The following is a 12,527-nucleotide window of genomic DNA, read 5'->3' on the forward strand; positions in this document are numbered from 1 at the left end:
AGGGGGTCCTCAGAGGGCCCCGAAGCGCTTGGGCGAGTAGCTGCGGGGCGTGCGGACTCCCGGGCGCTGGAGCGGCACCCAGAGCTTGTAGCGGTCGGCCCGGTAGTAGGACACCGAGTAGTCCACGATCGACTTCGACACGTACGCATGGCGCTGGATCTTGAGCAGGGGCGAGCCCATCTCCACGTTGAGCAGGCGGGCCGTGGACGGCGACGCCGCGGTGGCCTCGATCGTGTCCTCTCCCCATTCCATGACGAGGCCGTACTTCTCGTTGAGCACCTGGTAGAGGGAGTTCGGGGGCGGCCCCTCCGTGAACCCGGGCACCCGGCTGGCCACGATGTAGTTCTCGTCGACGCTCATCGGCTCCTTGTCGGCGAGCAGGAGGCGCCGGAAGCGGACCACAGGAGTCCCCTCGTCCACCTTGAGCTCCCGGGCCAGGTAGGCGGAGGCGCCGATCTGCTCGAAGCTGAGCACCTTGGCATCCGGGACCATTCCCCGGCGCTGCATCTCCTCCGAGTAGGAGGTGAGCTTCATCTGCAGGTCGAGCTTCGGGCGGCTGACGAAGGTCCCCAGCCCGACGACGCGGTCCAGGACGCCCTCGGCCACGAGGGCGTCGATCGCCTGGCGCACCGTCATCCGGGCCACGCCGAACCGGAGGGAGAGGTCCCGTTCGGACGGCAGGGGCGCGCCGGGGGCCAGCTTGACGGCGATGTGGGACCGGAGGATCTCCCGCAGCTGGATGTACATGGCGGTCTTCGACGAGCGATCGAGTTCGCCGTCGATGCCCTCGGCGTTGTGCACAGTCCTCCTCGTGAGCCGTGGCGCGTCCCGGCAGAGGCACGCGGCAGGTGTCGCTTCAATCCTGACACACCCCACACCGTCTGCGTGCCGCGATCCGCTGCCCGGGGGCACAGCAGATAGGCCGGTGGCCGGCACCCTTCACAAGGGTGCCGGCCACCGGCCTATGTGCTGTGAGCAGCTCAGTGGGCGTGGTCTCCGCGGCTGTACTCGAAGACCCAGCCGACGAGGGCCACGATGGCGATGCCCGCGCCGATGAACAGGATCCACCAGCCGACTGCGACGCCGAGGAAGCTGATCGCGGCGGAGGCGCCGAGGATGAGCGGCCACCAGCTCCAGGGGCTGAAGTGCCCCTGCTCGCCGGCACCCTCATGGATCTCGGCGTCCTCGCGGTCCTCCGGGCGGAGTCCGACCCGGCGCCCCGTCACCATGATGTACGAGCTGATCATGATGCCCAGCCCGAAGGCCAGCAGCAGCCCGATGACGCCGACCCATTCGGTCCACTGGGTCATGAATCCGTACACGATCGCGACCGGGAGGAAGAACAGCCCCACGATCCCGAAGATCATCGTCTCGATTTTCACTTGGCGGTGTCCTTACGGTCGGCGGCCGCGACGGCAGCCGTGGCCCCCGCGTGCTGGACGGCTCCAACGCTGGAGAGCTCCGGGTGGTGGAGGTCAAGCGCGGGACGCTCGGAACGGATGCGCGGCAGCGACGTGAAGTTGTGCCGCGGCGGCGGGCAGGAGGTGGCCCACTCGAGGGATCCGCCGAAGCCCCAGGGATCGTCCACGAGGACCTTCTTGCCGTGGCGGGCGGTGATGTACACGTTCCAGAAGAACGGGATCAGCGACGCGCCCAGCACGAACGAGAAGATCGTGGAGAACTGGTTCATCCAGGTGAAGTTGTCCTGGGGAAGGTAGTCGGCGTAGCGGCGCGGCATGCCCATGACGCCCAGCCAGTGCTGGATGAGGAAGGTGCCGTGGAAGCCGATGAGCAGCAGCCAGAAGTGGATCTTCCCGAGCCGCTCGTTGAGCATCTTGCCCGTGAACTTGGGCCACCAGAAGTAGAACCCTGCGAACATCGCGAAGACGACGGTGCCGAACACGACGTAGTGGAAGTGCGCCACCACGAAGTAGGTGTCCGAGACGTGGAAGTCCAGCGGCGGCGACGCCAGGATGATGCCCGTGAGGCCACCGAAGAGGAAGGTGATGAGGAAGCCGAGGCTCCAGAGCATCGGGGTCTCGAAGGTCAGCGAGCCCCGCCACATCGTGCCGATCCAGTTGAAGAACTTCACGCCGGTGGGGACCGCGATCAGCATGGTCATGAACGAGAAGAACGGGAGCAGCACAGCGCCGGTGACGTACATGTGGTGTGCCCACACGCTCACGGAGAGGGCCGCGATGGCGATGGTCGCGAAGACGAGGCCCTTGTAGCCGAAGATCGGCTTGCGGCTGAAGACGGGGAAGATCTCCGAGACGATGCCGAAGAACGGCAGCGCGATGATGTACACCTCGGGGTGGCCGAAGAACCAGAACAGGTGCTGCCAGAGGATGGCGCCGCCGTTCTCCGGGTCGAAGATGTGGGCGCCGAAGCGGCGGTCGGCACCGAGGCCGAACAGGGCGGCGGCCAGCGGGGGGAACGCCATCAGCACGAGGATCGAGGTGATGAAGACGTTCCAGGTGAAGATCGGCATGCGCCACATCGTCATGCCGGGCGCGCGCATGCAGATCACGGTGGTGATGAAGTTGACCGCGCCGAGGATGGTGCCGAAGCCCGAGAGCGCTAGCCCGAAGACCCAGAGGTCACCGCCGACGCCGGGGGTGAAGGTCGTGTTCGACAGCGGGGCGTAGGCGAACCAGCCGAACGAGGCCGCGCCCTGGGGCGTGATGAAGCCGGCGACCGCGATGGTGGAGCCGAAGAGGAAGAACCAGAGCGCGAGGGCGTTCAGGCGGGGGAACGCGACATCCGGGGCACCGATCTGCAGCGGCATGATCACGTTCGTGAAGCCCGCGAAGAGCGGGGTCGCGAACATGAGCAGCATGATCGTGCCGTGCATCGTGAACAGCTGGTTGTACTGCTCCTTGGTCTGCAGGATCTGCATGCCCGGCTCGAAGAGCTCGGCGCGGATGAGCAGTGCCATCACGCCGCCGAGGCAGAAGAACACGAACGACGCGATCAGGTACATGTACCCGATGGTCTTGTGGTCGGTCGAGGTGATCCAGTTGACGACGATGCGCCCCTTGGACGTCGGCACCACCGGTGCGCTTACAGCACCGGCAGAAGGCGACTGGGTATAGGTAGCCATGGTCCCTACTTCTGGTTCTGGTTAGGGTTGCGGTCGTACTTCGTGTCCAGGAGGCCCTTGTCGAGGCCCGCCAGATGCGCCTGGAACTCCGCCTCGGAGACGACCTTCACGCGGAACAGCATCTCGGAGTGGTACTCGCCGCAGAGCTCGGCGCACTTGCCGTCGTAGGTGCCCTCCTTCTGCGGGGTGAAGTACATGTAGTTGGGCTTGCCCGGGATCATGTCGCGCTTCTGGAGGAAGGCGGGGACCCAGAACGAGTGGATGACGTCGCGGGACGTGAGCTCCACGGTCACCGACTTGCCCACCGGGAGGTAGAGGGTCGGGAGCGTGTTGAGGTCGATCGGCTGGCCCGTCAGCTGCGCCTGCGTGCCGGCCTCGTGCACATCGTCCTTGACGACGCCGCCCTGCTTGTAGTTGAAGTCCCAGGACCACTGCTTGCCGACCACATTGACGGTCACGTCCGGGTTCGCGTTCGGGGTATCGATCGCGCGCTGGTCGCGGTCGGTGAAGTAGAAGAACGTGAAGACGAGGAACAGCGGGATGGCCGTGTAGAAGATCTCGAGCGGCAGGTTGTAGCTCGTCTGGCGGGGGAAGCCCCTGGTGCCCTTGCGCCGGCGGTAGGCCACGATGCACCAGAGGATGAGGGCCCACGTGATCATGCCGATGACCATGGCCGCGATCCAGGAATTCACCCAGAGGTCCGTGATGATCGGCGTATTGCTCGTGGTATCCCGATCAGTGGGTAGCCAGCCACGCTGGACCTCGGGTGAACATCCAGACAGTGCGAGCGCGCCGGCCGCGGCAACTGCCGAGACCGTGATGATACGTGCGCGCTGCCTGCTGGTTCGGTTCTGCGACCTCACAGACGGCCCTTCCTCTTGGTGCTTCTCTCCGGTGGCAGCACGGCAGACGAGCTCCCGTGCACGCGACCGGGCGACATAGTTTTACTACTCGGTGTAGAGCTTACAGCGAACACCGGCCAATCTCCCACATGTCCCGCAGACGCGTCGGCCGCGCCTCAACGGGACCGTTGGCGGTCCCGTCGAGGCGCGGCCGATGCCGTGCCCGAGGCGGCTCAGTGGAAGGAGTCGCCGCATGCGCACGAACCCTGCGCATTGGGGTTGTCGATCGTGAAGCCCTGCTTCGAGATGGAGTCCTCGAAGTCGATGGTGGCGCCCGCGAGGTACGGCACGCTCATCTTGTCCACGACCACCTCGACGCCGTCGAAGTCCCGCACGGCGTCGCCGTCCAGGAGGCGCTCGTCGAAGTACAGCTGGTAGATGAGGCCGGAGCAGCCTCCGGGCTGGACGGACACGCGCAGGCGCAGGTCGGTGCGGCCCTCCTGCTCCAGCAGGCTGCGGACCTTACCCGCGGCAACCTCGGTCAGCTGCACCTCGTGCGAGGCAAGGGCCTCGGCCGGCTCATTGATTGCAGTGCTCATTCCATACCTTCTCTCGTGCCGTCTCTCGTGGCCGGCGGAGTGCCCGACCGGCCTCGTAGGGCCTTCCATCCATGCTACGACCGAGGCGGCAGGCCCTGCCAACCCCCTGAGGGCGAGTTCACACTCCGTCGCGGCGGAGCCCGGCCAGGAGGAGGGCCTCGGCCACGATGCACTTCTCGAAATCGCCGAGGTGCAGCGACTCGTTGGCGCTGTGGGCCCGCGAATCGGGGTCCTCGACGCCGGTGATGAGCACCTCGGCGGCCGGGAAGACCTCCTTGAGGTCGGCGATGAACGGAATCGAGCCGCCCATGCCGGTGTGCACGGCCGGGGTCTTCCACGCTTCGCCGAGCGCCCACATCACGGTGCGCGCAGCCTCCGAGTCCGTGTCCGCCTGGTAGGCACTCCCCTTCTCCTTGGGGGTGAAGGTGAGGTGGGCGCCGAACGGCACGTGGGCCTCGAGGTGTTCGCGCACGCACTCCATGGCGGCGTCCGGGTCCTGCCCCGGGGCGAGGCGGAGGCTGAACTTGGCGCGTGCCCGGGCCTGGATGGTGTTGGAGGCGACGTCCACTGCGGGCACGTCGATGCCGATGATCGACAGCGCGGGGCGGCGCCACAGCCGGGCGGCGATGCTGCCGGTGCCCGCGAGGCGGACGCCGTCCAGCACCGAGGCGTCCCGGCGGTACTGCTCCTCCGGGTAGTCGAGGTCGGCGTCGTCGTGGGCCACCAGCCCCGCGACGGCGACGTTGCCGGCGTCGTCGTGGAGCGTGGCGATGAGCCGGGCGAGGATCGTGGGGGCGTCGAGCACGGGGCCGCCGAACACGCCGGAGTGGACGGAGTGGCCGAGCACGGCCACCTCGAACGTCCCGTCGACGAGGCCGCGCAGGCTGGCCGTGAGCGCGGGCTGGCCGACCGCCCAGTTGCTCGAGTCGGCGACGACGATCACGTCGGCCGCGAGACGTTCGCGGTGCGCCTCGAGGAAGGCGCGGAAGGACGGGGAGCCGAATTCCTCCTCGCCTTCGATGAAGAGGGTGACGCCGAGGCCGAACCTGTCGGCGAAGACCTCGGTGACGGCGCGGAAGGCCGCGAGGTGGACGAGGATCCCGGCCTTGTCGTCGGCGCTCCCCCGGCCGTACAGCCGGCCGTCGCGTTCCGTGGCCGTGAACGGCTCGGTCTCCCACAGGGCGAGGTCCCCCGGCGGCTGGACGTCGTGGTGGGCGTAGAGCAGGACCGTGGGCTGGCCCGGCTTCGCGGGATGGCGTGCCACCACGGCAGGGCCGCCCTCGGTGCCGTCAGGGCGGGGAGCGCGCAGGATCTCGGCGTCCTCGATGCCCGCGGCGCGGACGAGCTCCAGGACGGCCTCCGCGCTGCGCTCGATCTCGGCGGGCGGGAAGGACGGCCAGGCGATGCCGGGGATCGCGACGAGGTGGGACAGCTCGGCGACCGTGTCGGCGAATCGCCCGGCGACGGCGGCCCGCAGCGCCGCGACGTCGGAGGCGGGCACGTGCTGGGGTAGATGTGAAGGCATGGCTTGACATTACAAGGCAGGACCTGCCCCATCAATGCCCCCTGCACGCCCCGCCGGCCGCGGCGGCCGCGGCGGCCGCACGCGGCACCGGCCGGTATCCTTGAAGGGTGTTTGGACGCAAGAACGAGCCGGCTGCCGACAGCCCCCCGCAGCCCGCCGAGCCCCAGGTCCCGATCGTGGGCAAGGGGACCCCGACCCCGAGGCGCAAAGACCAGGAGGCGGCGCGCCGGCGCCCCCTCGTCCCCACGGACCGCAAGGCGTCCCGGGCCGCCGAGCGGCAGGCCGCAGTGGAGGACCGCCAGCGCGTGCGCCGGGCCCTCGAGACCGGCGACGAGAGGAACATGCCGTTCCGCGACCGGGGACCGCAGAAGCGGTTCGCGCGCGACTTCGTCGATGCGCGCTTCAACCTCGGCGAGTACCTCATGTTCGCGGCCCTGGCCTTCGTGGTCATCTCGTTCATCGTCCCCCAGGCGGCCGCGGCCCAGGTGTTCATCCTGGGGGCCTTCTGGATCGTCTTCCTGCTGGTGTTCGCGGACACCTTCTGGCTCTCGCGCAGGCTCAAGCGCGCGCTCCAGAACAAGTTCGGCGAGGTCGAGCGCGGCACCGTCTGGTACGGCAGCATGCGGGCCCTGCAGTTCCGTCCTCTACGGCTGCCCAAGCCGCTCGTGAAGCGCGGCCAGAACCCGGGCTGACGGCCCGCGGCAGCCGGGGCGCTCCCCTGGCTGCCCCTCACGACGACGGCGGCGCGGCACCCACCCGGGTGCCGCGCCGCCGTCGTCCGTCCCCCCTCCCCGACGGCAGGGCCGACGGCCGGGCCGGGTCAGGGCCGCGGGGCCGGCGCCACGGCGGGCGTGCGGGCGAGGCCGCGGTTGACGGCGGCCGCCCAGAAGGGGCCCTCGTAGAGGAACGCGGTGTAGCCCTGGACGAGCGTGGCGCCCGCCTCGAGGCGTGCGCGGACGTCGTCGGCCGTCTCCACGCCCCCCACGGCGACGAGGGCGAGCCGGTCCCCCACCACGGCCTTGAGCCGGCGCAGCACCTCGAGTGAGCGGTGCTTGAGCGGTGCTCCCGAGAGGCCGCCCGCGCCGGCGGCCTCGACCGCCTCAGCGGGGCTGACGAGGTCGTCCCGGGAGATCGTGGTGTTGGTGGCGATGATGCCGTCGAGCCCCATGTCGAGGGCGAGCCGCGCGACGTCGTCGACGTCCGCGTCCGAGAGGTCGGGGGCGATCTTCACCAGCAGCGGCACGCGGCGCCCGGCGGCAGCCTCGGACTCCTCGCGCACCGCGGCCAGGAGCGGCCGGAGGGTCTCGACACTCTGCAGGAGGCGCAGCCCCGGCGTGTTCGGCGAGCTGACGTTCACCACCAGGTAGTCGGCCACGGGCGCCAGTTCGCGCGCGCTCACCCGGTAGTCGTCGACGGCGTCCTCGAGCTCCACGGCCTTGGTCTTGCCGATGTTGACGCCGATGACCGGCCGGCCTGCGCCGTAGCGTGCCTCGAGCGCGGCCCGGGCGGAGGCGATGCGAGGGGCGACGGCGCCGGCGCCGTCGTTGTTGAAGCCCATCCTGTTCACGACCGCCCGGTCCTCGATGAGCCGGAAGAGGCGCGGCCGCGGGTTCCCGGGCTGCGCCTGCCCGGTGATGGTGCCGACCTCGATGTGCCCGAAGCCGAGCTCGGCCAGCGCCTCGATCCCCCGGCCCTCCTTGTCGAAGCCGGCGGCCAGCCCGAAGGGCGACGGGAACGTGAGGCCGAGGGCCTCGGTCCGCAGCGACGGAGCGGGCGCCGTGTACCGGCCGAGGGCCCGGCCCAGACCGCAGGCGTGCACGGCCCGGATCGCGCCGAACCCGATCCGGTGGGCCCGCTCGGCGTCCATCCAGGAGAAGGCAGCACGGAAGAACAGGGGGTAGAAGCGCATGGGTCTAGTCTCCCATGCCCGCCGCTCTCTACTCTCGTTCTTGACGCCGAGACCAGGAGGCCCCATGCCGCTCCACTGGACCCAGGACTTCCTGGGCCACGGCGTCGAATCGGCTCCGCTCGGGCGCGGGCGGCACGGCGAGCTCGGCACGCTCATCCGGTTCGATCCGGCGGAGGAGCACTCAGGTGACGGCGGGCCCGCGGCCCCGCGGCGGGCGGAGGGAGCGCTGCTGTACGTCCACGGCTGGAGCGACTACTTCTTCAACCTCGAGCTCGCCCACTTCGCCGACACCCACGGCTACCGGTTCTACGCCCTCGACCTCCCCGAACACGGACGCAGCCTCGCCGCCGGCGAACTGCCCGGGTTCGTCGGCTCGGCAGAGCACTACCTCGAGAGCGTCGCAGCGGCCGTCGCCGCCGCCCACACCGACTCGGGGGCCCGTCCGGTGCTCATGGGACATTCGACCGGGGGCCTCGCGGCCGCGCTCTACGCCCAGCGGTCGGCGGGCGAGCTCGCCGGGCTCGTCCTCAGCAGCCCGTGGCTCGTGGCCCACGGCGGCACGGCTGCCGGGCGCGTGCTCGAGGCCGCCCTGCGCCCGGCGTCGGTGCGCTGGCCGCGCCAGCAGATACCTCTGCCCTCCCGGGGCTACTTCTGGCGGGCCGTCGCCAAGGAGGCCGGGGGCGAGTGGGACCTGCGCGAGGACCTGCGCCCGCGCAACGCGTTCCCCGTGCGGCTGGGCTGGCTCCACGGGGTCCTCCAGGGGCAGCGGCTCCTGAGGTCCGGGCCCAGGATCGGGCTGCCGTCCCTGCTGCTCGCGTCCACGACCTCGGACATGGGGCCCGTGTGGCGCGAGCGGATGCGCGAGCGCGACGCGGTGCTGCCGATCGCCCCGATGCGCCGCGCTGCGGCGGAGCTGTGCGTGGACCTGGAGGAGGCCCTCGTGGAGGGAGGGCTGCACGATGTGCTGCTCTCCCCGGCCCCCGTCCGGAACGAGGCCTACGGCCGGCTGGGGCGCTGGCTCGAGGAGCTCAGCCGGCGGGAGTGCTAGCCCGCGGGGGCGCGGTCGACCGCGCCCCCGTACCGGCGGTCCCGGCGCGCGTAGATCTCCACGGCCTCCCAGAGGGTGCGGCGGTCGACGTCCGGCCACAGCGTGTCGAGGAACACCATCTCCGCGTACGCCGACTGCCACAGCAGGAAGTTGCTCAGGCGCTGCTCGCCCGAGCTGCGCAGGAAGAGGTCCACGTCCGGCAGGTCCGGCTCGTCGAGGTAGCGCTGGATGGTCCTCTCCCCCACGCTGCTCGCGCGCAGCCGGCCGGCCTCGACGTCGCGGGCGATGGCGGCGACGGCGTCGGCGATCTCCGCACGGCCCCCGTAGTTGACGCACATCGTGAGGTGGCACACCGTGTTCTGGCGCGTGTAGGCCTCAGCCTCCTCGAGCTCCTTGATCACCGAGCCCCAGAGGCGCGGCCGGCGCCCGGCCCAGCGGATGCGCACGCCCCACGAGTCCAGGGTGTCGCGCTGGCGCCGCAGGACGTCCTTGTTGAAGCCCATGAGGAACCGGACCTCCTCGGGCGAGCGCTTCCAGTTCTCCGTGGAGAACGCGTACACCGAGACGTACTCGATGCCGAGCTCGATCGCGCCGGCCATGACGTCCAGGAGTGCGGGCTCCCCGGCCTTGTGGCCCTCGATGCGCGGCAGGCCCCGCTGGTTGGCCCAGCGGCCGTTGCCGTCCATGACGATGGCGACGTGCCGCGGCACGAACTCGCGCGGGATGTCGGGCGGGGTGGCCCCCGAGGGATGCGGGAAGGGCGGGGTCGGAGCGGGGCGGCCAGTGCGGGCGCGGCGCGGGGAGAGGGGGGTCACGAGGGCGGTCACCGTCCGGGTCGGGTTGGGGGTCTTCTCGGCCGCGGACGACGCCGCGCGGCCGGCTGTCAGGGGTCGGCGGGCTCCCGCTCGACGAGCTTGAGGGATCCCACCGCGCGTTCGAGGTGCCACTGCGCATAGGCGGCGACGAGGCCGGCGGCCTCGCGCCGGTGGAGGGCCTCCGACGCATCGGCTGACTCCCAGTCACCGGCCAGCAGCGCGGCGAGCAGCCGGACGGTCTCCTTGGCCGGGGCCGGAGACCCGGGCGGCCGGCACGCCGCGCAGACGATGCCGCCGAGGGCCGCGCTGAAGGCCCCGTGCGGTCCCGGCTCGCCGCAGCGGGCGCAGTCGGTGAAGCTCGGCGCCCATCCGGCGGTCGCGAGGGCCCGCAGGAGGTAGGAGTCGAGGATGAGCCCCGGCGGGTGCGCTCCCCTGCTCAGCGCGGCGAGGGCGCCGACGAGGAGCAGGTACTGCGCAGTGGCCGCGTCGGCCTCCGAGGCCGTCAGGCGCTCGGCCGTCTCGGCCATCGCGGCCGCCACCGTGTAGCGGGAGTAGTCGGCGGCGATGGGGGCGCCGTAGCTGGCCCGGGCGGCGGCCTGGCTCACGATCTCGAGCGAGCGGCCGTGCACGAGCTGGAGCTCGGCGACCATGAACGGCTCGAGGCTCGCTCCGAAGCGGCTGCGGGTGCGGCGCACGCCGCGCGCCACGGCGCGGACCTGTCCGTGGGAGCGCGTCAGCAGGACCACGATCCGGTCCGCCTCGCCGAGCTTGTGGGTGCGCAGCACCACGCCGTCGTCCCGGTAGCTCCGGGATGCGAACGTCGTCTCAGCCATGGGCCCCATTCTCCCACCGCGAGTGCCGCGCGGGCGGCACGACGGCGCCGGACCGGCCCGGCGCCGTCGTGCGCGCTGCCTGCGGGTGCCTCAGGCGGCAGCCTCGGCGTCGCGCAGCGCGCGGTTCACGGCCGAGATGACGGCCTTGAGCGAGGACATCGAGGTGTTCGGGTCGATGCCCACGCCCCACAGGACCCGCTCCCCCACCGCGCACTCGACGTAGGCGGCGGCGCGGGCGTTGCCGCCCTCGCTCAGCGCGTGCTCGCTGTAGTCCAGGACCCGGACGTCGATGCCCTCTTGGGCGAAGATGTCCAGCAGCGCGGCGATGGGGCCGTTGCCGGTGCCGGTGCGCTCCACGCGCTGGCCGTCGATCCGGAGCGTGGCGTTGAGCGTCATCGTGCCGTCCTCGTCGGACTCGGCGGTGACGTGGCTGAGCGCGTACTTGCCCCACGCCCTGCCGTCCTCGGTGGAGGGCAGGTACTCGTCGCTGAAGATGGCCCACAGCTGGGCGGCGCTGACCTCGCCGCCGGCCGTGTCGGTGTGCCGCTGGATCACACCGGAGAACTCGATCTGCGCCCGGCGCGGAAGGTCCAGGCTGTGCTCGTTCTTGAGCAGGTACGCCACGCCGCCCTTGCCGGACTGGGAGTTGACCCGGATGACCGCCTCGTAGCTGCGGCCGAGGTCCTTGGGGTCGATGGGCAGGTACGGAACCTGCCAGGTGAACTGGTCCACCGGGGTGCCGGCGGCGGCGGCGTCGCGCTCGAGCGCCTCGAAGCCCTTCTTGATGGCGTCCTGGTGGGACCCCGAGAACGCCGTGAACACGAGATCGCCGCCGTAGGGGACCCGCTCGCCCACCGGCAGCTGGTTGCAGTACTCGACCGTGCGGCGGATCTCGTCGATGTTGGAGAAGTCGATCATCGGATCGACGCCCTGGACGAACATATTCAGGCCGAGCGTGACGAGGTCGACGTTGCCGGTGCGCTCGCCGTTGCCGAAGAGGCAGCCCTCGATGCGGTCGGCGCCGGCCATGTAGCCCAGCTCGGCGGCTGCGACCCCGGTCCCCCGGTCGTTGTGCGGGTGCAGGGAGAGGATGATGCCCTCGCGCGGATGCAGGTTGCGGCTCATCCACTCGATCGAGTCGGCGTAGACGTTCGGGGTGGCCATCTCGACCGTGGCCGGCAGGTTCACGATCACCTGGTTGTCCGCGCTGGCCTCGAAGACCTCGGCGACGGCGTTGCAGACGCGGGCCGCGTACTCGAGCTCCGTGCCCGTGAACGACTCCGGGGAGTACTCGTACGTGATGTGCGTGTCCGGGATCATCTCCTGGTACTTCTTGCACAGCAGTGCCCCCTGCACCGCGATGTCGAGGATGCCGTCCTCGTCCTGGTTGAACACCACCCGCCGCTGCAGCACCGAGGTCGAGTTGTAGAGGTGCACGATCGCCTGCTTGGAACCGGCGAGGGCCTCGTAGGTCCTCTCGATGAGGTGCTCGCGCGCCTGGGTCAGGACCTGGATGGTGACGTCGTCCGGGATGTGGTTGCCGTCGATGAGCTGGCGGACGAAGTCGAAGTCCGTCTGCGACGCCGAGGGGAAGCCGACCTCGATCTCCTTGTAGCCCATGTCGACGAGGAGCTTGAACATCTTCAGCTTGCGGGCGGGGCTCATGGGGTCGATGAGTGCCTGGTTGCCGTCCCGCAGGTCGACCGCGCACCAGCGCGGCGCCTTCTCGATCCGCCGGTCCGGCCACGTCCGGTCGGGCAGCTCCACGGTGATCTGCTCGTGGAAGGGCAGGTAGCGGTGGACGGGCATGCCCGAGGGCTTCTGAGCGTTGCGCATGATTTTACTGTAGGCCT

The 12,527-nt window shown here is 70.4% G+C and carries 12 protein-coding genes; 2 read left to right on the forward strand and 10 right to left on the reverse strand.

Annotated features, from left to right (window positions below; genetic code table 11):
- Window positions 1-9: 9 nt before the first annotated feature.
- The 6 genes from SA2016_RS10320 to SA2016_RS10345 form a co-directional block, all read right to left on the reverse strand.
- A complete protein-coding gene (locus tag SA2016_RS10320; protein ID WP_066502328.1) occupies window positions 10-747 on the reverse strand; it encodes a GntR family transcriptional regulator in 738 nt (245 codons plus the stop codon).
- Between the two features lie 233 nt (window positions 748-980).
- Entirely contained in the window at window positions 981-1,382 is a 402-nt protein-coding gene (locus tag SA2016_RS10325; RefSeq protein ID WP_066497812.1) for a cytochrome c oxidase subunit 4, read from the reverse strand.
- Entirely contained in the window at window positions 1,379-3,103 is a 1,725-nt protein-coding gene (gene ctaD, locus SA2016_RS10330; protein WP_066497813.1) for an aa3-type cytochrome oxidase subunit I, read from the reverse strand. Before ctaD ends, SA2016_RS10325 begins: the two co-directional genes overlap by 4 nt.
- Before the next feature lie 5 nt (window positions 3,104-3,108).
- Window positions 3,109-3,966, reverse strand: coding sequence for an aa3-type cytochrome oxidase subunit II (gene ctaC / locus SA2016_RS10335; RefSeq protein WP_066497817.1), 858 nt, complete (start codon window positions 3,964-3,966; stop codon window positions 3,109-3,111).
- Between the two features lie 212 nt (window positions 3,967-4,178).
- The gene (gene erpA, locus SA2016_RS10340; RefSeq protein WP_066497818.1) at window positions 4,179-4,544 is read right to left on the reverse strand and encodes an iron-sulfur cluster insertion protein ErpA; all 366 of its coding nucleotides are present in this window, start codon (window positions 4,542-4,544) and stop codon (window positions 4,179-4,181) included.
- Window positions 4,545-4,662: 118 nt separating this feature from the next.
- Window positions 4,663-6,069 carry a dipeptidase gene (locus SA2016_RS10345; RefSeq protein ID WP_066497822.1) on the reverse strand — a complete coding sequence of 469 codons (1,407 nt, stop codon included), beginning with the start codon at window positions 6,067-6,069 and terminating at the stop codon, window positions 4,663-4,665.
- A gap of 107 nt (window positions 6,070-6,176) precedes the next feature.
- Here SA2016_RS10345 and SA2016_RS10350 point away from each other — a divergent pair, with 107 nt between their 5' ends.
- Window positions 6,177-6,761, forward strand: a complete 585-nt coding sequence (locus SA2016_RS10350) for a DUF3043 domain-containing protein (RefSeq protein ID WP_066497823.1) — start codon at window positions 6,177-6,179, stop codon at window positions 6,759-6,761.
- A gap of 128 nt (window positions 6,762-6,889) precedes the next feature.
- Here SA2016_RS10350 and SA2016_RS10355 read toward each other — a convergent pair whose 3' ends face one another.
- Window positions 6,890-7,978, reverse strand: coding sequence for a quinone-dependent dihydroorotate dehydrogenase (locus SA2016_RS10355; protein WP_066497824.1), 1,089 nt, complete (start codon window positions 7,976-7,978; stop codon window positions 6,890-6,892).
- Between the two features lie 64 nt (window positions 7,979-8,042).
- Between SA2016_RS10355 and SA2016_RS10360 the strand changes: the two genes are divergently transcribed.
- On the forward strand, window positions 8,043-9,026 hold the full coding sequence (locus SA2016_RS10360; RefSeq protein WP_066497825.1) for an alpha/beta hydrolase: 984 nt from the start codon (window positions 8,043-8,045) through the stop codon (window positions 9,024-9,026).
- On the opposite strand, the gene SA2016_RS10365 is transcribed toward SA2016_RS10360, so the two are convergent.
- From SA2016_RS10365 to leuA, 3 genes are all read right to left on the reverse strand, one after another.
- A complete protein-coding gene (locus tag SA2016_RS10365) occupies window positions 9,023-9,841 on the reverse strand; it encodes an isoprenyl transferase (protein WP_066502330.1) in 819 nt (272 codons plus the stop codon). The two genes, SA2016_RS10360 and SA2016_RS10365, sit on opposite strands and share 4 nt — an antisense overlap.
- 68 nt (window positions 9,842-9,909) lie before the next feature.
- Complete coding sequence (gene recO / locus SA2016_RS10370) at window positions 9,910-10,674, reverse strand: DNA repair protein RecO (RefSeq protein ID WP_066497827.1); 765 nt, start codon at window positions 10,672-10,674, stop codon at window positions 9,910-9,912.
- A gap of 90 nt (window positions 10,675-10,764) precedes the next feature.
- Window positions 10,765-12,510, reverse strand: coding sequence for a 2-isopropylmalate synthase (leuA, locus tag SA2016_RS10375; protein ID WP_066497829.1), 1,746 nt, complete (start codon window positions 12,508-12,510; stop codon window positions 10,765-10,767).
- Window positions 12,511-12,527 lie beyond the last annotated feature (17 nt).

The sequence above is a fragment of the Sinomonas atrocyanea genome (genome assembly GCF_001577305.1).
Lineage (GTDB): Bacteria > Actinomycetota > Actinomycetes > Actinomycetales > Micrococcaceae > Sinomonas > Sinomonas atrocyanea.